Below are 25,133 nucleotides of genomic sequence, written 5' to 3'. Positions count from 1 at the left end.
CATTTCTCTCCCAGTATAACGGGACGGCGGGAAATACTCATTGAGCAAACGGCGGGATCTGATGCAATTTGCGGCAGAAAGCAGGATCTGCCGCAATGGGGGGCAAACAAAAACGGCCAGCGTATCATGTGCTCTGTGATATGTACCCCTAATCGAAAAAATCCATCCGCATATGTTCCGGCACGCCTTCGTCAGCATTCTGTTGTCTAATCCCAATATCGGTGTGGCAACGGTGGCCGCAGAAGCCGGACGCGCTCAGCCCAGCACGACCCTTGCAATCTACACGCAGGTCTACGACAGACGACGTGATGAGATTCGGAAACAGATGAGCAAAGAATTGTACAAGTAAAGCGCCTATTCATGCAAAAAGAAAAGCACGAGAGCAAAATCTCGTGCTTTTTTGGTGGGCCAGGCAGGACTTGAACCCGCGATAACCCCGTTATGAGCGGGGAGTTCTAACCACTGAACTACTGGCCCTTATGGAATTTGAACGTACCCGTGAGGGCGCGTTCAAATGCTCCTTCGTAGGTAAATAGTAGGTGAAACCGCTTTTTTGAAGATTGCTACTTCAAAAAGTGACGTAAACAAACAGGTTTTGAAAATGAAAATCGTTACATCAAGCGGTTATGAGCCGCCAGCTCTGACCAACTGAGCTACTAGCCCGCATATTCTGCGCTGCGGCACTTACAAGTATACCAAAAACAGCGCAAAATGAAAAGCATTTACACAAAACTTTATTTGGTACGGTGGGCATCCAGCTTCTGCTGCATAAAACGATCAAGCATTTCCTGCGGGAACAGCGGCTCCTTGTAGCCAAAGGCCTCGCGGATGAAGATCAGGGTCACTACGGTCTGACGACCGGGGTCCAGCCGAAGGGTATACAGGGTGTCCAGTGGCTGCTGGGTGGGCTGGTGCAGGGTGAGATGCAGCAGAAAGCCGCCGTCCTTTTCCCGGCGGCACTCGTACACGAACTCGTCGGCATCCCTGTGCTCGTCCAGCCGGTCGAAGCACTCGTCCAGCGGCAGGTCGGTGCGGAACTCCGAAAGGCCGGCGGGGCCGTACTGGCTGCGGCGGTTATTCTCGCGCCGGGACAAAAGAAAAACGATCACGCCAAGTACGGCGGCAAGCAGGACAATGGAAACTGCGGCGTTCATGAAGATCCTCCTGAAGAGTTTTTCTTATTGTAACACAACCCGCATACTTTTGTGCTATAATATTTTTAATTCTTTGAAAATTTTGTCAGGAGCCTGCGCACTGCTGCAGGCGGGAGGAACACAATGAAGCTCAAATTTACACGCAAGACCTGGTACTTTTTCCTGCTGGCGGCAGCGGCAATGTCCATGCTGGGCGGCTTTGCCGTGCTGGGCGGCATGGATTTTTCGGGGCTGGAACTGATCGTGTTCTGCATCACCGGCATTGCAGTGCTGTTTTTGGCCGCACAGAAGGGTGCTCCCGCCAAGGATAAGCGCAGCTACACGCTGGTGTTCGTGCTGCTGATGCTCAGCAAGCTGGCTGCAGGCGGCTGGGCGGGCGACCTGTGCTCGGCACTGGTGTGGCCGGGCCTGCTTGCCATCGAGTACGGCCACGGCAGGCCCGTTCAGCGCCCGCTGCAGCTGGTGTGCATCTCGGAAGCGCTGCGCCTTTTGTTCTGGCTGCTGACGAAGTATGCGGGCATGAGCGCCCTTGCCTTCTGGACGAACATCATGTTCGTGCTGCTGGCCTGCGCCCGGGGCTGGGCAGCGCTTGTGCTGTATAAGACCCAGGAGGAGACCCTGTGACCCAGCGGCGCAAGTCCAAAAAAACGGAAGCGGAACCACGCCGTGTGAACCGGCGCACCTTTCTGGCGGGGGCCGGTGCTGCTGCCTGTGTGGGTGCGGGGCTGTGGCTGCGCAGAAAAAAGTTTTCCAAACGGGACAAAACGAAAGCAGAAAAACAGCCTGTTGAGAACCCTGCCCTGCCTGCAGGCGAGTGGCGGGCCGTATGGGTGAGCTATCTGGAATGGGCAGCAATGGATTTTTCCTCGGCGGATAGCTTCCGCGCCGGGTGCGTGCAAATGCTGGAAAACTGCGCGGGCCTTGGGCTGAACACGGTGCTTGCGCAGGTGCGGCCCTTCGGGGATGCACTTTACAAAAGCCAGCTGTTCCCGTGGAGCCACCTGTGCACCGGCGTGCAGGGGCAGGACCCCGGTTTTGACCCGCTGGACATCCTTTTGCAGGAGGCCCACGGGCGCGGCCTTTCGGTGGAAGCGTGGCTGAATCCCTACCGGCTGCGGTCCTCTGCAGCCATGCCGCCGAATCTGGCAGAGAACAACCTTGCCAACACCCACCCGGAATGGGTGTGTGCAGTGGGCGACGGGCTGTATCTGAACCCGGCCGAGCCTGCAGCGGCGGACTATGTGGTGCAGGGCGTGGCCGAGCTTTTGCAGAACTACGCGGTGGACGGCATCCACTTTGACGATTATTTTTACCCTACGACCGAAGAAAGCATCGATGCGGCGCAGTTTGCGGCCAGCGGTGCGGCAGACCTTGCAGCATGGCGGCGGCAGAACGTGACCGCTCTGGTCAAGAAGGTGCACGACACGGTGAAGACTGCAGACCCGACGCTGCGCTTTGGCATCAGTCCGCAGGGGAATCCCGACAACGACCTCAACAGCCAGTACAGCGATGTGACGGCGTGGCTGGCTGCGGGCGGGGAAGAACAGGTGGTGGATTATCTCTGCCCGCAGATCTACTGGGGCTATGGCTACACGCTGCAGAGCGGCAGCACCCGCTTTGCCTTTGAGAACATCGTGCCCGCGTGGCTGGCGTACCCGCGCGCAGAGGGCGTGGCCCTGTACTTCGGGCTGGGTGCGTACCGCGTGGGCACCGGTGACGGCGGCGCGAACCCGGACAGCGTGAGCGGCTGGAGCACCGGCGATGTGCTGGCCCGGCAGGTGCAGGACCTGCGCAGCCAGAACGCGGGCGGCTGGGCGCTGTACCGGTACGGCAGTCTGTTTGGTGCAGGCGCACCGGAGCAGGCCGCTGCCGAGTGTGCTGCCCTGCAGGCGGTCACTGGCAAAGAAACGTAAAATCGGGCGGCAAACCGCACAAAAAGAAAAGCCCCGGCGGGGCTTTTCTTGCAGTACGGCACAGGACAAATGTCTTGTACAGCGCCGGAAAATGCGGTATACTATATCTGTATCTGCTCTGTACAAGAACAGGGCGGAGGGATGAAAAACAAAGAGAAGCGCATTGCTTCGTGAGGAAACGTATGAAGATGAAAAAAAGGATCGTTGTGCTGCTGATGGCGCTGGTGCTTGCAGTGGGCCTGATCGGCTGCAAGGACACCCTGAAGAGCATCGTGCACAAGGCATCGGGCACTTCGGACGAAGTGCAGGAAGAGGACACTACCCGCTGGGCCGACCAGACCAGTGATCCGCTGATCATTCAGGGCATTGCAGACTCCTCGGCCAAGTTTGCCACGGCCACGGCGGATGGCTGCCTGTATGCAGTGTTCAACGGCATCTGGAGCCGCCAGACCAGCTACTTTACCGTGCCCTCCGGCACGCTGAGCATTATGGGCTGCGGCACGGCTGAGGGCACCCAGCGGTTCAAGGTGGCCGTGTGGAAAAAGGTGGACGGCGGCGCAGAGTATGTGACCGACAGCACCTATTATATCCATACCGACGGCACCGACTACCGCTGCACCATCTCCGGGCTGGACCCGGCGGCGCAGTACCGTGTGACCATCTCCTATGACTCCAGCAAGTACTACCTGTACGGCCTGCTGAAGGTGGAGGGCATTGGCTGATGAACACACAAACCAAGAACTCTCTGCTTTTGCTGCTGTGCTCCCTTATTTGGGGCACAGCCTTTGTGGCCCAGAGCGCCGGTTCCGGCATGGGAGCCTACAGCTTTCTGGCCGGGCGCAGCTGGCTGGCTGTACTGGTGCTGATCCCCACGGTGATGGTGTTTGATGCCATCCGCCGCAAAAGCGGCACCGATGCAAAGCCCAAAACTGCTGCCGAGAAGAAAAAGCTGCGGGCGGCAGGCTTTGTGTGCGGCACCCTTCTGTTTGCTGCTTCCGCTGCACAGCAGATCGGCATTACCATCAATCCGTCCACGGCAAAGGCTGGCTTCCTGACCGCCATGTACGTGGTGCTGGTGCCGGTGTTCGGCCTGTTTCTGGGCCGCAAGGGAAGCGCGCAGCTGTGGGTGAGCATGGTGGTAGCCGTGCTGGGCCTGTATCTGCTGTGCATGAAAAACGGCTTTGGCAGCATCGAATCCAGCGACTGGCTCCTGCTGAGCTGCGCGGTGCTGTTCAGCTTCCAGATCATTGCGGTGGATCACTTTGCCCCGCAGGTGGACGGCGTGCGGCTGAGCCTTGCCGAGTTTCTGGTGGTGTCGGTGGAAAGCACCGCTGCGGCTCTGCTGTTCGAGACACCTTCCGCAGCGCAGTTCGCGGAGAATGCGCTGCCGATCCTCTACTGCGGCATCATGTCCAGCGGCGTGGCCTACACCCTGCAAATTCTGGGCCAGCGGGACCTGAACCCCGCCATTGCCAGCCTGATCATGTGTCTGGAAAGCGTGTTCAGTGCGCTGGGCGGCTGGATGCTGCTGCACCAGAACCTTTCTGCCCGGGAAGTCTTTGGCTGCGTGCTGATCTTTGCTGCCGTGGTGCTGGCCCAGCTGCCGCTGGAAATGCTGCACCGGGCAAAAAAGACTACCTGACCTCATGGCGGGCAGAAAGCAGGAGACACAGCTGCGCACGGCAGGCGGCATCCAATACGAGCTGACCCGCAAACGGGTCAAGAACCTGAACATCCGTGTGCGGGAGGATGGCACCGTGGCGGTGAGCATCCCCCTGCGGACGAGCGCAGAAGCGGCAGACCGTTTTGTGGCCGCACGCGCCGACTGGGTGCAGCAGGCCCGGGAACGTGCCATGCGGCGCGCAGCGCAGGAAGCGCGGTCTCTGCCGGATAAGGAAACAGCGCTGGCCTATTTTACGGCCATGAGCGATAAGGTCTACCCGGCCTTTGCCGGAGTGCTGGGCGGGCACAAGCCTGTTATCAAAGTGCGCAGCATGACCAGCCGGTGGGGCGTGTGCTTTATGGCAAAGCGGCAGATCACCTTTGCTTTGCAGCTGTATCATATGCCCCCGGCGGCGCAGATTTATGTGGTAGTGCATGAGTACTGCCACTTTTTGCAGCCCAACCACAGCCCGGCGTTCTGGGCCGAGGTGGCAAAGCTGCTGCCGGACTGGAAAGCCCGGCGGGCGCTTTTAAAGTGACTAAATAGTGGGAAAGCGGATGCGGGCAGTCACAGACCGGCCCGCATCCGAATTGTAAAACAGGAGGGAAGTTCCCTTGGAAAACGAAAAAAAGTCCGGCGATAAATATTCAAAGCTGGCCGGCAACACATTGATCTTTGCAATTTCCAGCTTTTCGTCAAAGCTGCTCACCCTGATCGTCCAGCCGTTCCTGACCTATGCAATGGCGGAGATCTCCGATCTGGGCCTTTCCAAGATCCTGAGCCAGTACGCGAACCTGCTCATCCCGTTCGTGTCCATGGGCATGTCCAACGCCATCATCCGCTTTGGTCTGGACAAGGGCAACAGCGAAAAACAGGTGTTCACCAACGGCCTGCTGACCATTCTGGGCGGCTTTGGCATTCTGGTGCTGTGCTGGCCCATTGCGCAGTTCCTGCCCGATATGGCACAGTACGGCCTGCTCATTTACATCTATGTGCTCATGAGCTGCCTGCGCACCCTGTGCACCCAGTTCGTGCGCAGCCGCCAGTGGAACAAGCTGGTGGCCGTGGACGGCGTGCTGTGCACCGTAGCCACTATGGCTTTCTACGTGCTGTATCTGGTGGGCTTCAAGTGGGGTGCCAACGGCTACCTGCTGGCCATCATCAGCGGCGACCTTTCCAGTGTGCTGTTCCTGATGTTCACCGGCAAGCTGTGGAACTATGTGGAGCTGAAGGGCATCAACAAGGATCTGTGGAAGCAGATGCTGCGCTTCTCGCTGCCCATGATCCCGGCACAGATCAGCTTCTGGATCATCAACGCATCCGACCTGTTCTTTGTGCGTGAGATGTGCAACGGTCTGGACGGCCGCGACGGCAATGCATGGAGCGGCCTGCTTTCCACCGGCTATTTCCTGCCCACCATCCTTACTACGCTGGGCCTGATCTTCTACGATGCATGGCAGCTTTCCGCTGTGACCGAGGAAGAGGGCCGCGCAAAGTTCTTTACCAAAATTTTCCGCACCTATTCCAGTGTGCTGTTCTGCTGCGCAGCCGGTATCATCTGGCTGTGCCGCCCGGTGATGCACGTGATGAAGTCCAACTACTACTATGCATGGCACTTTGTGCCCTTCCTTGTGCTGGCTTCCACCTGCAGCTGCTTCAACCAGTTCATGAACAGCGTGTATGTGGTGAATAAAAAGTCCGCCCGCAGCATGATCACCATGATGGCGGGTGCTGTGAGCAACTGCATCATGAACTACTTCTTCATCAAGTGGTGGGGGCCTGTGGGCGCTACCTATGCGTCCTTCCTTGGCCTTGCGCTGGTGTTCACCCTGCGCGCCATCGATGCCCACCGCATGATCGGGATGCAGGTACATCCGGGCCGCGTGCTGGTGAATGCGGCTGCGCTGGTGATCGAAGCCTTTGTGCTGCTGGCCGAAACGCCGCTCTATGGCCTGTGGACCGGCATCATCACGGCGCTGATCATCCTGTACAACTTTGCCGGTGTGTGGGCCATGGCCCGTGTCCTGCTGCCCAAGCTTCTGGGCCGCCGCGGCAAGGCACTGGTAAATGTGATCGACGGCTGGATCGCACCCAAGAAAGCATAACAGCATAACTGAAAATAAACGCAGAAAGTCCCCGGAACGCTGGTTCCGGGGACTTTTTCAGCAATCGGGAAAACTTTCAGTGCCGGGCATTTTTGCCGGTCAGGCTGGCAAAAGTGCCGCCAGCCATTAGGGCAAAAAGTACCGCCATTCCTCAGAATGACGGTAAAACGGATGCGGCAGATCAGGCAAGATGCTTTTCCAGCCAGCTGCCGATATCTTCAAACACTTCCTGATGGTTCGTTTCCACCAGCAGTTCATGCCGGGCACCGGGGTACAGCTTGCACTCAATGTTCTGCACACCGGCGTCTTTCAGGCTCTGGATGGCACGCTGCACGCCCTTGCCCTGTTCGCCCACCGGGTCGGCATCGCCAGCCAAGAACAGCAGCGGCAGGTCTTTGGGCATTTTTGCAAGGAACGCCGGGTCGTGCAGGCGCAGGATGCCGCTGAACATGCTGTAGTAGGCGTTCAGCGTAAAGGTAAAGGTGCAGCGTTCGTCGGCCAGATATTTGTCCACCTCGGCCTGATCGCGGTTGAGCCAGTCGTGGGTGGTGCGGCCCTCCAGCCCTTTGTTGTAGCCCATAAAGGACATGTTGGCCACGAACTTGCTGCGGTACTGCCAGCCATGAAAGACCGCCAGCACCCGGCAGAGGGCTTTGGCAAACTGCACCAGTGCCTTGGGCTGGAAGCCGGTGCCCATGATGATGGCTCCGTCCAGCTCATGGCCGTATTCGCACAAATACTGCCGGGCATAGAACGAACCCATGCTGTGCCCCAGCAGAAAATAAGGCACGCCCGGGTACAGCTCTTTGGTGCGCACGGTCATGGCGTGCAGGTCGGCCAGAACGGCGCGGTTGCCGTCCGGCTCGGCAAAGTAGCCGTAGTCCGCTTTGGTACGGATGGAGCCGCCGTGGCCCAAATGGTCGTGGCCGGTAACAAGGATGCCCCGCCCGGCCAGATATTCCGCCAGCGGCTTGTAACGGTCAATAAATTCCACCATACCGTGGGACAGCTGCAGAACCGCCTTTACTTCACCCTCCGGCACACAGCGGAAGGCATGCAAAGTCCGCCCCGGTACAGTGGACGGGACGGTGAAATCGATCATCTGGCTCATAGCAGAGCCTCCTTTTTGTGTGTTTTACAGTGCACCGATCTTGCGGCGGCAGGCCGGGCAGATGCAGTAGCCCGCAAACTGTACCGAAGACTCATCCACCTCGCCGCAGAAATCGCAGCTGCCGGCGGGCCGATGCTTTTTGAGCACGATGGAGTCGCCATCCACAAAGATCTCTAGCTTGGTGTCAGTGTCCAGATGCATACTGGTGCGCAGCTCCTTGGGCAGAACGATGCGGCCCAGCGCATCGATGCCGCGGACAATTCCGGTACTTTTCATAGTATTCCATTCTCCTTTATCCTTTTCCTGTGATAGCCAGTCTGTGACACAATAGGAAAATTGTTCCAGTGGCGCTATGCTCAGTATACAAAAAATAACAGGGTTCGTCAATGATTGCGTGACATTTCGACAAAAAACAACCTTTTATGCAACTTCTTCCGGCTTGTTCTCCACACGGGCGCTGGTGCGTCCCTCGGGACGGATCTCTCCAGCGGCAGTCAGTGCGATCTTGGTCAGCGTGGGGCCTGCCAGCTCATACACCAGCACCGAGAACAGCACCACGTTGCGCACCATGTGGCCGTCCGAGAGCTGGGCGGCTGTGGCAGCCATGCCAAGTGCCACACCGGCCTGCGGCAGCAGGGTGATGCCGAGGTACTTCTGGATATCATCACTGCAGCGGGCCCGCGATCAGCGAAAGGGAAGAACGAAAAGGAAAAACGCAGCGCAGCCAGAAAAAACGCATATACGTCCAATATACTATCCGCCCAGACAAAAAGCAACCGGAATACGGCATTTTTGCAAAGATTTTTTGCCGTGTGACAAAAAGAAACTCCTTCCGTCATCGCTGCGAGATGCCACCCATTCCCCTTCTGGCACTTTCGTGCCACCTCCCCCGGCCGGGGGAGTCTTTCTCACGGAGGGAGGCTCTGGCGAGAAGGAGAAGTGTTCCATTCTGCCAAAGGCTCCCTCTTTGAGGAAGCTGGCACGGCGTAAGACGTGACGGAAGAAGTAAATTTCAAACAATCAGTTGAACTTGAAGACCTTGCGCAGCTGGCGGTACACGCCCAGAGTGAGCTTGTCGCCGCCGGGGAACTTCAGGTCGGTCAGACCGCCCAGATTGTAGCGCACGGCGCGGTAAACGCCGGTGCTTACGTGGTCCTTGAGGTACTGCCACAGCCCGGTGCGCTTGGCCTTTGCCTCGTCGCTGCCGTCCAGCAGCAGGAAGATGTCGCTCACAGCCATCATCACGGACAGATAGTGCACCATGTAGGCGTGCAGACGTTTCTGATCCTTCAGCTCATCCAGATCCTGACAGTCGATCATGTGCCGGGTGACCCGCAGCTGCTGATCCACCCGCTTGACCATGATGCTCTCGTTCACGCTCTGGTCGGCACGGCCGATGAAGTAGCGGTACAGATCCAGATCCATGTAGTACATGCTCTTGACATAGGGCAGGGGCTGGTAGACAAAAATGTTGTCCACATAGAAGGTGTGCTTGGGCAGCACCATGCCGCACTTGCGCAGCACCTCGGTGCGGTACATCACCGAGTGCATCAGGATGTTCTGGTCCGGGCGGAAGTGGCCCACATGGGTCCAGTTGAACAGGCGGTTCTGGGGGAACACGTTGGTGTAGCGCACGGTCAGGGTGGTGTTGTCCTCCACATGCTCGTACACATAGTTGCAGATCATCATGTCCGGCGCGGTGCCGCGGGCCACCAGAGTGGTCAGGCGGGCCAGAACCTTTTTCAGGGCGTCGGTGTCCAGCCAGTCGTCGCTGTCCACTACCTTATAGTACAGGCCTGTGGCGTTGCGGATGCCCTGATTCACACCCTCGCCGTGGCCGCCATTTTCCTGATGGATGGTCTTGACGATGGTGGGATATTTGGCGGCGTACTCGTCGCAGATGGCGGGGGTATCGTCCTTCACGGAACCGTCGTCCACAAGGATGATCTCGGCCTGCTCTCCGGCAGAAAGCAGGGTCTCGATGCAATGGCGCATATATGCCGCCGAGTTGTAGCACGGAACGGCGAAGGTGATGAGTTTCTGCTGCATAAGATGATTGCTCCTTTTTCTATCAACAGTCGGCGCACAAAAAACGCCGGACATGGAGTTATGTGCTCCTATTATATCATTTTCGCGCCTGAAAAGCTATCATTTGCAAAAAAATTACCTTTGACATTTCGTGCTTTTTGCCAAAAAAACGGCTCTGCACCTGCGCAAAAGCCCGGCTTTTGTGGTATACTGATATGGTTTTGAAGACATTGCGCAGAAAAAAACCTATTCTATGATACGGAGGAACCCATGGAAAACCCGCACTCGATCTTAAAAAAGGTATTTGGCTACGACAGCTTCCGCCCCGGGCAGGAGGAGATCGTCAGCCGCCTGCTTGCCGGGCAGGATGTACTGGCGGTGATGCCCACCGGTGCGGGTAAATCCATCTGCTATCAGGTGCCGGCGCTGCTTTTGCCGGGCATCACCATCGTGGTGTCGCCGCTGGTCAGCCTGATGAAGGATCAGGTGGGGGCACTGGTGCAGGCCGGTGTGGCGGCGGCTTTCCTCAACAACAGCCTCACCGACAACCAGAAGGCCCTGATGCTGCGCCGCGCCCGGGAAGGCTGGTACAAGATCATCTATGTGGCACCGGAGCGGCTGGAAATGCCCGGCTTCCAGCGGTTTGCGCAGGAACGGACCATCAGTATGGTGACGGTGGACGAGGCCCACTGCATCAGCCAGTGGGGACAGGACTTCCGGCCCAGCTACCTGCGCATCAAAGCCTTTGTGGACAGCCTGCCCAGCCGTCCGGTGGTAGGCGCATTCACGGCCACGGCCACCGCCCATGTGCGGGACGACATCCGGGAACAGCTGGCCTTGCAGAAGCCCTACGAGGTGACCACCAGCTTTGACCGGCCCAACCTCTATTTTGAGACCCGGCGCGCCCTGCCCAGCCAGAATCCGAAGGAGCTGCTGGATCTTGTGCTGAAAGAGGGTGACAACGCGGGCATCGTCTACTGCAGCACCACAAAGCAGGTGGATGAGACTGCCCGCCTGCTGCAGAGCCGCGGTATCCGGGCTGCGGCCTACCATGCCAAGCTGGACGCGGATACCCGGCGGAAGAATCAGGACGATTTCCTCTATGACCGGGTGCAGGTCATGGTGGCGACCAATGCCTTCGGCATGGGCATCGACAAGCCCAACGTGCGGTTCGTGATCCACTACAATATGCCCAAGGATGTGGAAAGTTATTATCAGGAAGCAGGCCGTGCAGGCCGCGATGGACAGCCCGCCCGGTGCACGCTGCTCTATTCCGGCACCGATGTGCGCACCATCCGGTTCTTCATCGAGAAGGAGATGGAGGCAGACAACGGCCTGCCCGCCGATGTAAAGGCCGAAGCTGCCCGCAAGGCCGAGGAACGGCTCAAGTACATGACATTTTATTCCACCACGCAGGACTGTCTGCGGGGATTTCTGCTGCATTACTTCGGCGAAGCTGCACCAAAGAAATGCGGCAACTGCTCCTGCTGTCTGGCCGCAGAGCAGGAAGCGCAGCTGCAGGTGGAGTATTCCCGGCGGCGCGCGGCGGATAATGCCCGCCGCCTGACCGAGAAGCCGCGCCGCACAAAGGCGGTGGCAGGCGAGCTGAGCGAGTTTGACGAAAAGCTGCTGAATGCCCTCTATGCTCAGCGCAAGCGGCTGGCCGGAAAGCAGAATATCCCGGCCTTTATGGTGTTCAGCGATGCCACCCTGCGGGAAATGGTGGAAAAGAAGCCGCTGAGCACCGATGAACTGCTGAATATCAGCGGTGTGGGCGAGAAGAAAGCCGCCCGCTACGGCAATGCCTTCCTGCGCATCATCGAGGATGCCGTGGGCAGCAGAGAGTAAAACAAAAAAGAAAGCGTTCGGTTTTCCACACGTTCCGTTCAGGAAGTGGAAAACCGGACGCTCTTTTCTGTTATGTTTATTTTTCCATAGTATGGGTGGCGAACACCTTTTCGTCCTCCCACCACACGGGCTGACCGGCGGCAAGGGTCTTTTTCACATCCAGCAGACGCTGGTTGCTGCTGCCCCGGAACCGCAGGGAGATATCGTGCTTTGCCTGCACGAACTCGCCGTCCACCAGCACATCCAGCAGGCTCAGCAGCTCGTCGGTGGCTTCACACCGGGCAAGGCTTGGCTCTTTGCCGGTCAGCTGTTCCCAGGTGTAGCCGGAATAGCACCATACCGTTTTGTTCGGGTACAAGGCCTTGAAGTTGCGCACGAAGGGCAGCAGCTCCCGCTGATTTTCCGGCTCCATGGGTTCGCCGCCCAGCAGAGAAAGGCCCGCGATATAGTCCGGCTGGCAGGATGCAAACACTTCGTTGCGGGTGGGTTTGTCGAAGGGCTGGCCATAGTCAAAGTCCCACGCCACGGCGTTGAAGCACCCTGGGCAGTGGTGGCGGCAGCCGGACACGAACACGCTGGTGCGCACCCCCGGGCCGTTGGCAATGTCATAGTATTTGATGGTTGCGTAGTTCATAATTTTAGCGGCCTAGCCCTCTCAGGCCGCTTCGCGCCCAGCCTGTTCCCCCTTTTGGCTTCGCCATCTTCCCCCGGCGCGGGGGAAGTCTGTCAAAGGGAGAGCCCCTGGCGAAACCACACACTTTGCATGGACTGTCAAGGCCTCCCACTTTGGGGGAGGTGGCATCGCGTCAGCGATGACGGAGAGGGCAAGGATGCTTTCCTTTCTACAAAAAGGTTACAGATGCAGCACGCGGTCCTTGATCTCCTGCGTGCGGCCCTGATTCCAGAACTGGGTGCCGATATAGCCACAGGTGCGGCGGGCAACGTTCAGCTTGTTCTGGTCGCGGTTGCCGCACTTGGGGCACTCCCACACCAACTTGCCGTCATCCTCCACGATCTTGATCTCGCCGTCATAACCGCAGACCTGACAGTAATCCGACTTGGTGTTCAACTCCGCATACATGATGTTGTCATAGATGAACTGCAGCACACTTATGACGGCTTCCAGATTGTCCTGCATGTTGGGCACTTCCACATAACTGATGGCACCGCCCGGGGACAGGCGCTGGAAGTCGGATTCAAACTTCAGCTTGGTGAAGGCATCGATCTGCTCCGACACATGCACATGGTAGCTGTTGGTGATATAGTTCTTGTCGGTAATGCCGGGCACGATGCCAAAGCGCTTCTGCAGGCACTTGGCGAACTTGTAGGTGGTGGATTCCAGCGGGGTGCCATAGAGAGAGTAGTCGATGTTCTCGGCCTTTTTCCAGGCGTTGCACTTGTCGTTCATGTGCTGCATCACGCTCAGAGCAAAGGGCTTTGCACCGGCATCGGTGTGGCTCTTGCCGGTCATATACTTCACGCACTCATACAGACCGGCATAGCCCAGACTGATGGTGGAGTAGCCGCCGAACAGCAGCTTGTCGATCTTTTCCCCCTTTTTCAGGCGAGCCAGTGCACCATACTGCCACAGAATGGGAGCGGCATCGCTGGGAGTGCCCAGCAGCCGCTTGTGCCGTGCCTGCAGTGCGCGGTGGCACAGGGCCAGACGCTCGTCGAAGATCTTCCAGAACTTCTCAAAGTTGCCCTTGGAGGAGAGTGCCACATCCACCAGATTGATGGTGACAACGCCCTGATTGAACCGACCGTAGTATTTGGGCTTGCCGGTCTCGGGGTCCACATAGGGGGTCAGGAAGCTGCGGCAGCCCATGCAGGTGTAGCAGTGGCCTTCGCCGTTTTTGTCCACCTTGAGCTCCAGCATCTTCTTCTCGGAGATATAGTCGGGCACCATGCGTTTTGCGGTGCACTTGGCGGCCAGCTCGGTCAGATAATAGTAGGGAGTGCCGGGGCGGATGTTGTCCTCTTCCAGCACATAGATCAGCTTGGGGAAGGCGGGGGTGATCCACACACCGGCCTCGTTCTTCACGCCCTGATAGCGCTGGCGGATAGTCTCCTCAATGATGATGGCAAGGTCTGCCTTCTCCTGCGGATTGCGCGCCTCACCCAGATACATGAACACGGTGATAAAGGGGGCCTGACCATTGGTGGTCATCAGCGTGACCACCTGATACTGGATGGTCTGCACACCGCGGTTGATCTCGCTGCGCAGGCGGCGCTCTACGATCTCCTTCTTGCGCTCGGCAGAAACGTCCAGACCGGCCATTTCCACTTCTACCTCAGCGGCGATCTTCTTGCGGGAGACATCCACAAAGGGGGCGAGGTGGGTCAGGCTGATGCTCTGGCCGCCGTACTGGTTGGATGCCACCTGTGCAATGATCTGGGTGGCGATGTTGCAGGCGGTGGAGAAGCTGTGAGGCTTTTCAATATAGGTGCCGGAAATGACGGTGCCGTTCTGCAGCATGTCCTCCAGATTCACCAGATCGCAGTTGTGCATGTGCTGGGCAAAGTAGTCGGAATCGTGGAAGTGGATCAGACCCTCCTGATGTGCCTTGACGATCTCCGGGTCCAGCAGCAGACGGGCGGTCAGATCTTTGGAGATCTCACCGGCCATATAGTCGCGCTGTACGCTGTTCACGGTGGGGTTCTTATTGGCGTTCTCCTGCTTGACCTCTTCGTTCTGGCACTCGATCAGGCTCAGGATGCGCTCATCGGTGGTGTTGGTCTGGCGCTTCAGGCTCTGCACATAGCGGTAGGTGATGTAGTGCCGGGCCACATCATGTGCCTTGATGTCCATGAGCTGGTTCTCCACCATATCCTGCACTTCTTCCACGCTGACGGCGCGGTTCAGCGCCTGACACTGGTCGGTAACAGCAGCGGCGATCTGGGTGATCTGGTCCTTGGTTAGACGGCTCTGGCCGCTCACGGAATCGCTGGCCTTAGTAACAGCGGTGATGATCTTGGTGATATCAAAGGGGACCTCTGCACCGTTGCGTTTGATGATCTTCATCGGCTCTCCTCCTTAACAAATAAAGCACAGTGTGAACGGGTATCTCTTACAATAAGAGATACCCGTTTTACGCACACGATATCCAACAAACTGAATGTAGCTCTATTCTATCACTATCTAGTGGCAAGTCAAGGAAAATACCACTACATTTTGCGTTTTGGAGTTTTAGCCAAAATTCATGGATAATTTTCAGGATAAAATCTGAGCCAAGACCTCTTGACAACGCACACCTGTTTCCGAGGTGTAATATCGCAAAATATTATACGGCGAAAGCTTTATAATACATTATATAAGTAAAGAGAAAGGGCATTTGTGCCAAGCTGCACCAAAGCAGCTGCGGCGCATATACCTCACGGTCAGATGCCGTTTCCGGTCGTGCGCAAAAAAGAATGGAAAAAATCTGTCAAAAAGTGTTGACAAGGAGGCGGGGGTGTGGTATTATACTTGAGCGCCAAGTGCTGAGGCAAAAGAATGACTTCCGAAGCCTCAGCAGGAAGCCCTTGAAAAGAACCAATAGACGCAGAAAACACCAGCTGACACTGAGATGCTTGAAGCAGTCCAAGTTCAGAAAGTTCAAAAGCTTCTAAAAAATAAGGCTTGACAAAAAACCACTTCGGTGGTACAATAAACAGGTCGTCAGCCGAAAGGCTGAGGCGCTACAGGACCTTGAAAATTGAACAATATCGAAAAACTTGTAAGGAACCTTTTAAGTGTTTGGAAAAACACTAAAAACAATTCCAAAAGTAATTCACACAGGACGCAAGCGATTGCGTGCTGAGCGAACAAGATTTAACACTTTAAAAGTGATAAATATCATTTATAAAGAGTTTGATCCTGGCTCAGGACGAACGCTGGCGGCGCGCCTAACACATGCAAGTCGAACGAGCGAGAGAGAGCTTGCTTTCTCGAGCGAGTGGCGAACGGGTGAGTAACGCGTGAGGAACCTGCCTCAAAGAGGGGGACAACAGTTGGAAACGACTGCTAATACCGCATAAGCCCACGGGTCGGCATCGACCAGAGGGAAAAGGAGCAATCCGCTTTGAGATGGCCTCGCGTCCGATTAGCTAGTTGGTGAGGTAATGGCCCACCAAGGCAACGATCGGTAGCCGGACTGAGAGGTTGAACGGCCACATTGGGACTGAGACACGGCCCAGACTCCTACGGGAGGCAGCAGTGGGGAATATTGCACAATGGGGGAAACCCTGATGCAGCGACGCCGCGTGGAGGAAGAAGGTCTTCGGATTGTAAACTCCTGTTGTTGGGGAAGATAATGACGGTACCCAACAAGGAAGTGACGGCTAACTACGTGCCAGCAGCCGCGGTAAAACGTAGGTCACAAGCGTTGTCCGGAATTACTGGGTGTAAAGGGAGCGCAGGCGGGAAGACAAGTTGGAAGTGAAATCTATGGGCTCAACCCATAAACTGCTTTCAAAACTGTTTTTCTTGAGTAGTGCAGAGGTAGGCGGAATTCCCGGTGTAGCGGTGGAATGCGTAGATATCGGGAGGAACACCAGTGGCGAAGGCGGCCTACTGGGCACCAACTGACGCTGAGGCTCGAAAGTGTGGGTAGCAAACAGGATTAGATACCCTGGTAGTCCACACCGTAAACGATGATTACTAGGTGTTGGAGGATTGACCCCTTCAGTGCCGCAGTTAACACAATAAGTAATCCACCTGGGGAGTACGACCGCAAGGTTGAAACTCAAAGGAATTGACGGGGGCCCGCACAAGCAGTGGAGTATGTGGTTTAATTCGACGCAACGCGAAGAACCTTACCAAGTCTTGACATCCCTTGACAGACATAGAAATATGTAATCTCTTCGGAGCAAGGAGACAGGTGGTGCATGGTTGTCGTCAGCTCGTGTCGTGAGATGTTGGGTTAAGTCCCGCAACGAGCGCAACCCTTATGGTCAGTTACTACGCAAGAGGACTCTGGCCAGACTGCCGTTGACAAAACGGAGGAAGGTGGGGATGACGTCAAATCATCATGCCCTTTATGACTTGGGCTACACACGTACTACAATGGCGTTAAACAAAGAGAAGCAAGACCGCGAGGTGGAGCAAAACTCAGAAACAACGTCCCAGTTCGGACTGCAGGCTGCAACTCGCCTGCACGAAGTCGGAATTGCTAGTAATCGTGGATCAGCATGCCACGGTGAATACGTTCCCGGGCCTTGTACACACCGCCCGTCACACCATGAGAGCCGGGGGGACCCGAAGTCGGTAGTCTAACCGCAAGGAGGACGCCGCCGAAGGTAAAACTGGTGATTGGGGTGAAGTCGTAACAAGGTAGCCGTAGGAGAACCTGCGGCTGGATCACCTCCTTTCTAAGGAGTCAGGCAAGGACAGGACATCAAAAGATGGACAGTCCTTGGACAGGTAACAAACGAGAAGAGTAGATATTGTTCGATTTTGAGGGCCCTGAAAAGGGAACTCAATTCCTAATGTGGGGGTTTAGCTCAGCTGGGAGAGCACCTGCTTTGCAAGCAGGGGGTCAAGGGTTCGATTCCCTTAATCTCCACCACATGGGCCAATAGCTCAGCTGGCTAGAGCACACGACTGATAATCGTGAGGTCGATGGTTCGAGTCCATTTTGGCCCACCATGTGATGTTTCTCAAAGTTCCGGGAGACCGGGCTTTGAAGAACATCACCAAGACGTACCTTGAAAACTGAATAATAACTGCGAAACAAAGATTATAGTAAGTTCTTTTTAAGAAATATTGCAATTTCAAAAGGAAGGGTAACAATAATCTTCGTTGGCAAGAGAGAATCAAGAGGATACCAAATGTTCCAAGAGAACGTTTGAAAGGTCAAGCGAACAAGGGCGCAGGGCGAATGCCTTGGCACTGGGAGCCGATGAAAGACGTGATAAGCTGCGATAAGCTTCGGGGAGCTGCAAATAAGCATTGATCCGGAGATCTCTGAATGAGGAAACTCACCTGGGTTCATACTCAGGTACGTTATACTGAACTTCAAAATAGGTATATCGAGGGAACCGCCTGAACTGAAACATCTAAGTAGGGCGAGGAAGAGACATCAAACGAGATTCCGTAAGTAGTGGCGAGCGAACGCGGAAGAGGGCAAACCGAGAGTAGAAATACTTTCGGGGTACGGAGCGCATTTAGGACTTAAGTTGTTAACCGAACGGCATGGGAAGGCCGGTCAGAGAGTGTGAGAACCACGTAGGTGAAAACGACAAGAGCCGAGCGAATTCCAGAGTACGGCCAGACACGTGAAACCTGGTCGGAATACGGGGGGACCACCCTCCAACCCTAAATACTACCCAGTGACCGATAGCGTATAGTACTGTGAAGGAAAGGTGAAAAGCACCCCGGGAGGGGAGTGAAAAAGAACCTGAAACCCTGTGCCTACAAGCACCTAGAGCGCGTCAAAGCGTGATAGGGTACTTTTTGTAGAACGGTCCGGCGAGCGATTGTATGCAGCAAGGTTAAGGACTTAAGGTCTGGAGCCGAAGCGAAAGCGAGTTTGAAAAGGGCGTTAAGTTGCATATAATGGGCCCGAAACCGGGTGACCTACCCATGGTCAGGTTGAAGTGGAAGTAAAATTCCATGGAGGACCGAACCGACCTCCGTTGAAAAGGCGGCGGATGAACTGTGGGTAGCGGAGAAATTCCAATCGAACCCGGAGATAGCTGGTTCTCCCCGAAATAGTTTTAGGACTAGCCTCAAGTTAGATACCTGGAGGTAAAGCACTGAATAGCCTAGCGGCCGAGAGGTTAGCGAAGCTTATCAAACTCAGAATGCCAGAGTATTGATGCTTGGGAGTCAGACAGTGTCAGATAAATGTCATTGTCAAAAGGGAAACAGCCCAGATCTACAGCTAAGGTCCCAAAGTCAGGTTAAGTGGAAAACGATGTGAAGATACGTAGACAACCAGGATGTTGGCTCAGAAGCAGCCACTCATTCAAAGAGTGCGTAATAGCTCACTGGTCGAGCGTCTTTGCGCGGAGAATTTAACGGGGCTAAACCTGACACCGAAGCTTAGGCAATACAGCAATGTATTGGGTAGGGGAGCGTTGTATACGCGGTGAAACAGTAGCGCAAGCGGCTGTGGAGTGTATAGAAGTGAGAATGCCGGAATGAGTAGCGCGAATGCAGTGAGAATCTGCATGGCCGAAAGCCTCAGGTTTCTGGAGGAAGGTTCGTCCGCTCCAGGTTAGTCGGGAGCTAAGGTGAGGCCTAACGGCGTAGCCGATGCACAGACGGTAGAGATTCCGTCACCACCAAAAGAGTTAAGCACAGGGACACATATGAAGTCTCGGAGCCGGGTGTTGGTTCCGGTAGCGATCGAGGGAAGTTAGTACCGAAGTCCGGGATGGAAGATGGCGAGAAAAGCTGTGTGAATTTCTGCGGTGCCCGTACCGCAAACCGACACAGGTAGGTAGGAAGAAGATTCTAAGGCCAACGGGAGAAGGGTTGTTAAGGAACTCGGCAAATTGACCCCGTAACTTCGGGAGAAGGGGTGCTGCAGCAATGCAGCCGCAGAGAATCGGCCCAAGCAACTGTTTACCAAAAACACAGGTTTGTGCTAAATCGAAAGATGACGTATACGAGCTGACGCCTGCCCGGTGCTGGAAGGTTAAGAGGAGATGTGCAAGCATTGAATCGAAGCCCCAGTGAACGGCGGCCGTAACTATAACGGTCCTAAGGTAGCGAAATTCCTTGTCAGGTAAGTTCTGACCCGCATGAAAGGCGTAATGATTTGGGCACTGTCTCAACAGCCCGCCCGGCGAAATTGTAGTACCGGTGAAGATGCCGGTTACCCGCGACAAGACGGAAAGACCCCATGGAGCTTTACTGTAGCCTAATATTGGGTTTCGATGTTGCATGCACAGGATAGATGGGACACTGGGAAGCAGGTGCTTTGGCGCTTGTGGAGTGGCCGTTGGGATACCATCCTTGCGATATTGGAATTCTAACCTGCGCCTTTGAATCAAGGCGGGGGACATTGTTAGGTGGGCAGTTTGACTGGGGCGGTCGCCTCCTAAAGAGTAACGGAGGCGTTCAAAGGTTCGCTCAGCTTGAACGGAAATCAAGCAAAAGAGTGCAAACGCAGAAGCGAGCCTAACTGCGAGACTGACGGGTCGAGCAGTAACGAAAGTTGGAGTTAGTGATCCGGTGGTATGTGAGTGGAAATGCCATCGCTCAACGGATAAAAGTTACCCTGGGGATAACAGGCTGATCTCCCCCAAGAGTCCACATCGACGGGGAGGTTTGGCACCTCGATGTCGGCTCATCGCATCCTGGGGCTGTATTCGGTCCCAAGGGTTTGGCTGTTCGCCAATTAAAGCGGTACGCGAGCTGGGTTCAGAACGTCGTGAGACAGTTCGGTCCCTATCTGTCGTGGGCGCAGGATATTTGATGGGAGCTGTTCCTAGTACGAGAGGACCGGAGCGGACGTACCTCTGGCGCACCAGTTGTTCTGCCAAGAGCATAGCTGGGCAACTATGTACGGATCGGATAAACGCTGAAAGCATCTAAGCGTGAAGCCGACCCAAAGATAAGATATCCCATTGTTTCAAACAAGTAAGACCCCTTGAAGACTACAAGGTTGATAGGCACGATGTGTAAGTGGAGCGATCCATTCAGCAAGCGTGTACTAATAGGTCGAGGGCTTGACCACAATTCGCTTGAGACTCTAAGAGTCAACGAAAAAATGTAAGCAGTGATTATTCAGTTTTGAAGGCACGTCCTTCTAAGAAATACTGGACAAAGTACAACAGATATGTTATACTGGTTCAGTCAGATCGGTCGGTGTCGATGACGGTGAGGTTCCACCTGTTCCCATTCCGAACACAGAAGTTAAGCTCACTTGTGCCGAAGATAGTTCGCTGGAAACGGCGCGTGAAAATAGGTAGTCGCCGACTTGAACAAAAAACGCTTCAGAAGAAATTCTGAGGCGTTTTTCTTTTGCCGGAAAGCTTTGTCAAATCTTTTTCTCCGGGTTTATACAGGGATGCTGGTATCAAAAAATATCAGAGTGCCGGCGGCGTCCAGATTTCTCCGCCTTCCTCCCCATCATGTTTTTTGGCAAAAATCACCATATAGTCTGCCGCTTCACCTTGTCCATCTGCGGCCTCCTGCTTCACAATTTCAACGCAGTACTCAACAGTATTGCCATTGTATTGATAATAATACAGAAAATTTGCCACCAATGCATTCGCAGCTCTTTTCCACGCCTGCGGATCAACAGCATTCTCCGGCATGGAAAAGACAGCCGTTCCGAATCCGTCGTTACCGACAGTTACGTCTGTCGGGCAAAAATTGGTTACATTCTGAGGCTCAAAGACATCCGTGTATCCAGCCTCAACTTCCTCAAGATATGCCTCCAGAATGGCCCGTGCATTTACACTCAGTGCTTTGTTTTCGACCAGATTATAAGAATCCTCGCTTTGCTCAACTGCCGCTTTCAGTGCAGTCTTTACTGCATTTTTTGTCTGCTCCGAACTGCTGCTGCCGCCGCTGGGCCAGCAGCCTGTCAGTGCAGTCGCAGAAAACTTGCAATAAAAAAGCAGCTCTGCCAAGGCAGAGCTGCAAAGGTTGCAATATGGGTAAAATCAGCGCTTAGAGAACTGAGGTGCACGACGGGCAGCCTTCAGACCGTACTTCTTACGTTCCTTCATACGAGGATCGCGGGTCAGGAAGCCTTCCTTCTTCAGAGCAGCACGGTTCTCCTCGTTCTGCTGCAGCAGAGCGCGGCTCAGGCCGTGGCGGATAGCGCCAGCCTGACCGGAAACACCGCCGCCGGAAACGCGGACGACGACATCGTACTTGCCCTCCAGGCCCAGCAGGACCAGCGGAGAACGGACGATCAGCTTCAGGGTCTCCAGACCAAAGTAATTGTCGATATCACGATCGTTGATGGTGATCTTGCCAGTGCCGGTGTAAACACGAACGCGGGCAACGGAATCCTTACGACGACCAGTGCCGTAGAAATAAGGTTTGGTTTCGTACATGTTCGATTGCCTCCTTCTTAGAACTCGATCTTCTCGGGCTTCTGAGCTGCGTGAGCGTGCTCGGCACCCTGGTAGCAGTGCAGGCGGGTCAGAGCCTTAGCACCGATGGTGTTGGAAGGGATCATGCCCTTGACAGCGTAGGTCATGGCCAGATCGCTGTGCTCAGCCATCAGCTTGCTGTACTGGACCTTCTTCAGGCCGCCGATGTACTTGCTGTGGGTGATGTGGAACTTCTGCACAGCCTTCTTGCCGGTCAGAACAGCCTGATCGCAGTTGATGACAACAACGAAATCGCCGCAGTCCACGTTGGGGGTATAATCGACCTTCTGCTTGCCGCGCAGCAGAACAGCGGCCTCAGCAGCGACGTGGCCCAGGCTCTTGCCGGCAGCGTCGAGCAGGTACCACTTGCGCTCGACTTCAGCGGGCTTCACGAGAGTAGTGCTCATATCTATTTCCTCCTGATAAGCTTTTTGTACGTTTCAGGCGCCTTTCTGGGGCGCGAGTGTCAGTATACATCATAAAAAGGTGCCTGTCAACAGCATTTTTTGATTTTTTCATTGTAATTTTTTCAATCTCGCAAAATCTCACGTTTTCTCTTGAATCCTCATTATTCCTAAAAACGCATTTTCTGCAAAATTTTCTGCCCACGGCCGCACATTTTCTGCCGCTGCCCGCTACAATTTTGTCTGCCGGTGTGGTATACTATAAAGGATATGGCAGCTTTTGCTGCGCACTGATACAAGGAGAATTTTTTACATGCCAAACGACATCGACCACAACGCCTCTGCCCAGCGCCGCACCTCCAAGCTTCTGGCCGCTATGGGCATCTTTGTTGCTCTGGGCATCATTACTTACATTATTTTAACGCTGCTGGTCAACCGCAGCGTGCCCGCAAACCCGGACACCCACTACACCGGCACAAACGGCGTTTCCGTCTACTATGACAGTTCCATCTGGAAGGTATGCCAGATGACCGAGGACAGCACCCTTGGTACCGTGCTGGAACTCGCCACGGCAGACAGCGCCGACGGTGAGGACTACGAAGCTGTGCTGCTGCAGCGCGGCACTGCCGACAGCTATGCGGACTTTATCGATGCGTCCGAGAAGGACCTCAAGCAGGCCTATGGCGTCATCAAGCCCCGCAAGGTGAACCTGACCGTGGACGGTGCCGAGGTGGAGGCCGTGCGCTGCGACATTCAGGCGTATTATGCGGTGCTGGCCACCATTACCTACCCCAGCGGTGACGTGGTGTATGTTTCCGGCCTGACAAAGCTTGCCTCCATCAACGACATTGTGAACCTTGTGGAAAGTGTGACCCTGTCATGAGCAGTTCCCGTGCAATGCAGCGTCTGTGCGGCCTGATGCGCAAGGCTGTGCAGGACTATGAAATGATCGCTCCCGGCGATAAAGTGATGGTGGGCGTTTCCGGCGGCAAGGACAGCGTGGCCCTTACTATCGGCCTTGCCGAACTGCGCAAGTACATCGGCTTTGATTTTACGGTGCAGGCCGTCACGCTGGACCCGCAGTTCGGCGGCAGGCCCATGGATTATACCGTATTGCAGGAGCTGTTTGCCCGGTACGATATCCCCTATGAGATCCGCCGCACCGAGATCGGCCCTGTGGTGTTCGACTACCGCAAGGAGAAGAACCCCTGCGCCCTGTGCGCCAAGCTGCGGCGCGGTGCACTGCACACGGCAGCGCAGGAACTGGGCTGCAACAAGGTGGCGCTGGGCCACCATCTGGACGATGCCGTGGAGACCTTTTACATGAATCTCTGGCGGGAGGGACGCATCGGCTGCTTCTCGCCGGTCACTTATCTTTCGCGCCGGGACCTCACCCTCATCCGGCCCATGCTGCTGGCCACCGAGCAGGAGGTCATTTCCGCAGTGAACGCCGAGGGGCTGCCCATCGTCAAGAGCGTCTGCCCTGCCGACGGCGTGACCGTGCGCGAACAGACCAAGGAGTTCGTCAAGGAGCGCTGCCGCACCGACCACGCTTTCCGCCAGAAAACCCTGCACGCACTGCAGGAGAGCGGCATCGATGGCTGGCGGCCCGTCCACACCGGGCGCGGCAGCTTTGCAATTACAAACGAGGAAGAATGAATCATGAAGACTCAACCTTTTGAAAAACACGTCTGGGCCGAGATCGACCTCGATGCCCTGCGGCATAACTTCCGGGCCGTCAAAGCCCGGGCCGGTGACCTGCCGCTGTGCGCGGTGGTCAAGGCCGACAGCTACGGCCACGGCGCTGTGCAGTGTGCCCGCGTTTTTGCGCAGGAGGGTGCAGCATGGCTGGCAGTAAGCTGCCTGACCGAGGCCGTGCAGCTGCGTCAGGACGGGCAGACTCTGCCCATCCTTATTTTGGGCCATGTTCAGCCGGAGTACGCCCAGACCCTCATCCACGAGGATATCACCGTAGCGTGCTACTCCACCGAACAGGCGCAGAACCTTTCCGCTGCTGCCGTAAAGGCAGGCGGCAGAGTAAAGATCCACCTCAAGGCAGATACCGGCATGGGCCGCATCGGCTTTGCCCTGCGCACCGATTTTGATGCCGCCATCCGCGAAATGCTGGCTGTGTGTGAGCTGCCGGGCCTTGAGATGACCGGCCTGTTCCAGCACTTCTCGGTGGCCGACGACACCGCCGAAGAGAACGTTGCCTATACCGCGGAGCAGCACGCACTGTTCGTCAGAGCGTTCCATGCGCTCAAGGCGGCAGGCCGCGAGCCGCAGACCGTCCACTGTGACAACTCTGCGGGCGTGATGCTGCACCCGGACTGGCCCGAGGGATTGGCCCGGGAGCGCTGCATGGCGCGGCCCGGCATCATCCTCTACGGCTACGACCCCAGCGACGAGGTGCGCTTTGGGCAGTTCCGGCCGGTGATGACCCTCAAGACCGTGGTGAGCATGATCAAGGAAATGCAGCCCGGTCAGAGCGCCAGCTATGGCCGCCGCTTCACCGCCGAAAAGCCCACGCTGGTGGCCACCCTGTGCACCGGTTATGCGGACGGTTATCCCCGCCAGCTGAGCTGCGGCAAGGGCATCGTGGAGATCCACGGCAAGGCCTGCCCGGTGCTGGGCCGCGTGTGCATGGACCAGATGATGGTGGATGTGACCGGTATCCCGGACATCCACGAGGGCGACGAAGCCATCCTGTGGGGCGGCAGCGTCAGTGATACTGCCGAGACCATCGCCCGCAAGACCGACACCATTTCCTACGAGGTGCTGTGCGGCGTGTCCCGCCGCGTGCCCCGCGTCTACCTCGAGCACGGAAAGATCGTGGATGTCGAGGATTGGATACTGGAAGCTTAAA

General features: G+C 56.0%; 20 protein-coding genes, 3 tRNA genes and 3 rRNA genes. 15 read left to right on the top strand and 11 right to left on the bottom strand.

Annotated features, from left to right (window positions below; genetic code table 11):
* Window positions 1-401: 401 nt before the first annotated feature.
* Window positions 402-477, bottom strand: a tRNA-Ile gene (locus ACGHP1_RS14260).
* Window positions 478-734: 257 nt separating this feature from the next.
* Window positions 735-1,154, bottom strand: coding sequence for a hypothetical protein (locus ACGHP1_RS14255; RefSeq protein WP_371289955.1), 420 nt, complete (start codon window positions 1,152-1,154; stop codon window positions 735-737).
* Between the two features lie 123 nt (window positions 1,155-1,277).
* Between ACGHP1_RS14255 and ACGHP1_RS14250 the strand changes: the two genes are divergently transcribed.
* The 6 genes from ACGHP1_RS14250 (at window position 1,278) to ACGHP1_RS14225 (ending at window position 6,835) form a co-directional block, all read left to right on the top strand.
* Window positions 1,278-1,778, top strand: a complete 501-nt coding sequence (locus ACGHP1_RS14250; protein ID WP_332376836.1) for a conjugal transfer protein TraD — start codon at window positions 1,278-1,280, stop codon at window positions 1,776-1,778.
* Window positions 1,775-3,067 (top strand): glycoside hydrolase family 10 protein, encoded by a 1,293-nt coding sequence (locus ACGHP1_RS14245; RefSeq protein ID WP_390509727.1) that lies wholly within the window; start codon window positions 1,775-1,777, stop codon window positions 3,065-3,067. The genes ACGHP1_RS14250 and ACGHP1_RS14245 overlap by 4 nt, the downstream gene beginning before the upstream one ends.
* Before the next feature lie 188 nt (window positions 3,068-3,255).
* Complete coding sequence (locus tag ACGHP1_RS14240; RefSeq protein ID WP_143405573.1) at window positions 3,256-3,789, top strand: hypothetical protein; 534 nt, start codon at window positions 3,256-3,258, stop codon at window positions 3,787-3,789.
* Window positions 3,789-4,709, top strand: coding sequence for a DMT family transporter (locus ACGHP1_RS14235; RefSeq protein ID WP_332376833.1), 921 nt, complete (start codon window positions 3,789-3,791; stop codon window positions 4,707-4,709). The genes ACGHP1_RS14240 and ACGHP1_RS14235 overlap by 1 nt, the downstream gene beginning before the upstream one ends.
* 4 nt (window positions 4,710-4,713) lie before the next feature.
* Entirely contained in the window at window positions 4,714-5,268 is a 555-nt protein-coding gene (locus ACGHP1_RS14230; protein WP_097774138.1) for a M48 family metallopeptidase, read from the top strand.
* Window positions 5,269-5,344: 76 nt separating this feature from the next.
* Window positions 5,345-6,835 (top strand): lipopolysaccharide biosynthesis protein, encoded by a 1,491-nt coding sequence (locus ACGHP1_RS14225; RefSeq protein WP_154261213.1) that lies wholly within the window; start codon window positions 5,345-5,347, stop codon window positions 6,833-6,835.
* Window positions 6,836-7,016: 181 nt separating this feature from the next.
* Here the strand turns inward: ACGHP1_RS14225 and ACGHP1_RS14220 are convergent, their stop codons facing one another.
* From ACGHP1_RS14220 to ACGHP1_RS14205, 4 genes are all read right to left on the bottom strand, one after another.
* Window positions 7,017-7,946: an alpha/beta fold hydrolase gene (locus ACGHP1_RS14220; RefSeq protein WP_390509724.1), complete on the bottom strand. Its 930-nt coding sequence runs from the start codon at window positions 7,944-7,946 to the stop codon at window positions 7,017-7,019.
* A 24-nt stretch (window positions 7,947-7,970) separates the two neighbouring features.
* On the bottom strand, window positions 7,971-8,222 hold the full coding sequence (locus ACGHP1_RS14215; protein WP_005938917.1) for an AbrB/MazE/SpoVT family DNA-binding domain-containing protein: 252 nt from the start codon (window positions 8,220-8,222) through the stop codon (window positions 7,971-7,973).
* 144 nt (window positions 8,223-8,366) lie between these two features.
* Window positions 8,367-8,564 carry a hypothetical protein gene (locus ACGHP1_RS14210; RefSeq protein ID WP_044953354.1) on the bottom strand — a complete coding sequence of 66 codons (198 nt, stop codon included), beginning with the start codon at window positions 8,562-8,564 and terminating at the stop codon, window positions 8,367-8,369.
* A gap of 402 nt (window positions 8,565-8,966) precedes the next feature.
* Window positions 8,967-9,995 (bottom strand): glycosyltransferase family 2 protein, encoded by a 1,029-nt coding sequence (locus ACGHP1_RS14205; RefSeq protein ID WP_120081345.1) that lies wholly within the window; start codon window positions 9,993-9,995, stop codon window positions 8,967-8,969.
* Window positions 9,996-10,244: 249 nt separating this feature from the next.
* Between ACGHP1_RS14205 and ACGHP1_RS14200 the strand changes: the two genes are divergently transcribed.
* On the top strand, window positions 10,245-11,822 hold the full coding sequence (locus ACGHP1_RS14200; protein ID WP_390509722.1) for a RecQ family ATP-dependent DNA helicase: 1,578 nt from the start codon (window positions 10,245-10,247) through the stop codon (window positions 11,820-11,822).
* Window positions 11,823-11,898: 76 nt separating this feature from the next.
* On the opposite strand, the gene nrdG is transcribed toward ACGHP1_RS14200, so the two are convergent.
* Together nrdG and nrdD are read right to left on the bottom strand one after the other, a co-directional pair.
* Complete coding sequence (gene nrdG, locus ACGHP1_RS14195) at window positions 11,899-12,456, bottom strand: anaerobic ribonucleoside-triphosphate reductase activating protein (protein WP_005938932.1); 558 nt, start codon at window positions 12,454-12,456, stop codon at window positions 11,899-11,901.
* A 219-nt stretch (window positions 12,457-12,675) separates the two neighbouring features.
* On the bottom strand, window positions 12,676-14,847 hold the full coding sequence (gene nrdD, locus ACGHP1_RS14190) for an anaerobic ribonucleoside-triphosphate reductase (protein ID WP_005938935.1): 2,172 nt from the start codon (window positions 14,845-14,847) through the stop codon (window positions 12,676-12,678).
* 816 nt (window positions 14,848-15,663) lie between these two features.
* On the opposite strand from nrdD, the gene ACGHP1_RS14185 reads away from it, so the two are divergent.
* The 5 genes from ACGHP1_RS14185 (at window position 15,664) to rrf (ending at window position 20,735) form a co-directional block, all read left to right on the top strand.
* Window positions 15,664-17,174: ribosomal RNA gene (locus ACGHP1_RS14185) — 16S ribosomal RNA — on the top strand.
* A 121-nt stretch (window positions 17,175-17,295) separates the two neighbouring features.
* Window positions 17,296-17,371: transfer RNA gene (locus tag ACGHP1_RS14180), tRNA-Ala, on the top strand.
* 3 nt (window positions 17,372-17,374) lie between these two features.
* Window positions 17,375-17,451, top strand: a tRNA-Ile gene (locus ACGHP1_RS14175).
* A gap of 205 nt (window positions 17,452-17,656) precedes the next feature.
* Window positions 17,657-20,491 (top strand): 23S ribosomal RNA (locus ACGHP1_RS14170).
* 127 nt (window positions 20,492-20,618) lie between these two features.
* Window positions 20,619-20,735, top strand: a 5S ribosomal RNA gene (gene rrf / locus ACGHP1_RS14165).
* Together the 16S, 23S and 5S rRNA genes with 2 tRNA genes alongside form the textbook arrangement of a ribosomal RNA operon.
* Window positions 20,736-20,843: 108 nt before the next feature.
* Here the strand turns inward: rrf and ACGHP1_RS14160 are convergent.
* The 3 genes from ACGHP1_RS14160 to rplM are packed head-to-tail and all read right to left on the bottom strand — an operon-like array spanning window position 20,844 to window position 22,270.
* Complete coding sequence (locus ACGHP1_RS14160; protein ID WP_390509719.1) at window positions 20,844-21,392, bottom strand: hypothetical protein; 549 nt, start codon at window positions 21,390-21,392, stop codon at window positions 20,844-20,846.
* 33 nt (window positions 21,393-21,425) lie between these two features.
* The gene (gene rpsI / locus ACGHP1_RS14155) at window positions 21,426-21,824 is read right to left on the bottom strand and encodes a 30S ribosomal protein S9 (RefSeq protein ID WP_005938160.1); all 399 of its coding nucleotides are present in this window, start codon (window positions 21,822-21,824) and stop codon (window positions 21,426-21,428) included.
* Between the two features lie 17 nt (window positions 21,825-21,841).
* Complete coding sequence (rplM, locus tag ACGHP1_RS14150) at window positions 21,842-22,270, bottom strand: 50S ribosomal protein L13 (RefSeq protein ID WP_390509717.1); 429 nt, start codon at window positions 22,268-22,270, stop codon at window positions 21,842-21,844.
* A 310-nt stretch (window positions 22,271-22,580) separates the two neighbouring features.
* Between rplM and ACGHP1_RS14145 the strand changes: the two genes are divergently transcribed.
* The 3 genes from ACGHP1_RS14145 to alr are packed head-to-tail and all read left to right on the top strand — an operon-like array spanning window position 22,581 to window position 25,132.
* Window positions 22,581-23,150 (top strand): hypothetical protein, encoded by a 570-nt coding sequence (locus ACGHP1_RS14145; RefSeq protein WP_390509715.1) that lies wholly within the window; start codon window positions 22,581-22,583, stop codon window positions 23,148-23,150.
* Window positions 23,147-23,926, top strand: a complete 780-nt coding sequence (locus tag ACGHP1_RS14140; RefSeq protein ID WP_120079735.1) for a tRNA 2-thiocytidine biosynthesis TtcA family protein — start codon at window positions 23,147-23,149, stop codon at window positions 23,924-23,926. Before ACGHP1_RS14145 ends, ACGHP1_RS14140 begins: the two co-directional genes overlap by 4 nt.
* Window positions 23,927-23,929: 3 nt before the next feature.
* The gene (gene alr, locus ACGHP1_RS14135; RefSeq protein ID WP_390509713.1) at window positions 23,930-25,132 is read left to right on the top strand and encodes an alanine racemase; all 1,203 of its coding nucleotides are present in this window, start codon (window positions 23,930-23,932) and stop codon (window positions 25,130-25,132) included.
* The last annotated feature ends 1 nt before the right edge of the window (window position 25,133 follow it).

The organism is Faecalibacterium sp. i21-0019-B1 (assembly GCF_042852915.1).
Taxonomy (GTDB): Bacteria; Bacillota; Clostridia; order Oscillospirales; family Ruminococcaceae; genus Faecalibacterium; species Faecalibacterium taiwanense.
The sequence above is the reverse complement of the archived record's forward strand: the minus strand, read 5'-3'. Positions and strand labels throughout refer to the sequence as shown.

Coding starts and splice junctions, on each gene's coding strand:
- ACGHP1_RS14255 (WP_371289955.1), bottom strand. CDS start 1,154: ATGAACGCCGCAGTTTCCATTGTCCTGCTTGCCGCCGTACTTGGCGTG.
- ACGHP1_RS14250 (WP_332376836.1), top strand. CDS start 1,278: ATGAAGCTCAAATTTACACGCAAGACCTGGTACTTTTTCCTGCTGGCG.
- ACGHP1_RS14240 (WP_143405573.1), top strand. CDS start 3,256: ATGAAAAAAAGGATCGTTGTGCTGCTGATGGCGCTGGTGCTTGCAGTG.
- ACGHP1_RS14235 (WP_332376833.1), top strand. CDS start 3,789: ATGAACACACAAACCAAGAACTCTCTGCTTTTGCTGCTGTGCTCCCTT.
- ACGHP1_RS14230 (WP_097774138.1), top strand. CDS start 4,714: ATGGCGGGCAGAAAGCAGGAGACACAGCTGCGCACGGCAGGCGGCATC.
- ACGHP1_RS14220 (WP_390509724.1), bottom strand. CDS start 7,946: ATGAGCCAGATGATCGATTTCACCGTCCCGTCCACTGTACCGGGGCGG.
- ACGHP1_RS14215 (WP_005938917.1), bottom strand. CDS start 8,222: ATGAAAAGTACCGGAATTGTCCGCGGCATCGATGCGCTGGGCCGCATC.
- ACGHP1_RS14205 (WP_120081345.1), bottom strand. CDS start 9,995: ATGCAGCAGAAACTCATCACCTTCGCCGTTCCGTGCTACAACTCGGCG.
- ACGHP1_RS14200 (WP_390509722.1), top strand. CDS start 10,245: ATGGAAAACCCGCACTCGATCTTAAAAAAGGTATTTGGCTACGACAGC.
- nrdG (WP_005938932.1), bottom strand. CDS start 12,456: ATGAACTACGCAACCATCAAATACTATGACATTGCCAACGGCCCGGGG.
- nrdD (WP_005938935.1), bottom strand. CDS start 14,847: ATGAAGATCATCAAACGCAACGGTGCAGAGGTCCCCTTTGATATCACC.
- rpsI (WP_005938160.1), bottom strand. CDS start 21,824: ATGTACGAAACCAAACCTTATTTCTACGGCACTGGTCGTCGTAAGGAT.
- rplM (WP_390509717.1), bottom strand. CDS start 22,270: ATGAGCACTACTCTCGTGAAGCCCGCTGAAGTCGAGCGCAAGTGGTAC.
- ACGHP1_RS14145 (WP_390509715.1), top strand. CDS start 22,581: ATGCCAAACGACATCGACCACAACGCCTCTGCCCAGCGCCGCACCTCC.
- ACGHP1_RS14140 (WP_120079735.1), top strand. CDS start 23,147: ATGAGCAGTTCCCGTGCAATGCAGCGTCTGTGCGGCCTGATGCGCAAG.
- alr (WP_390509713.1), top strand. CDS start 23,930: ATGAAGACTCAACCTTTTGAAAAACACGTCTGGGCCGAGATCGACCTC.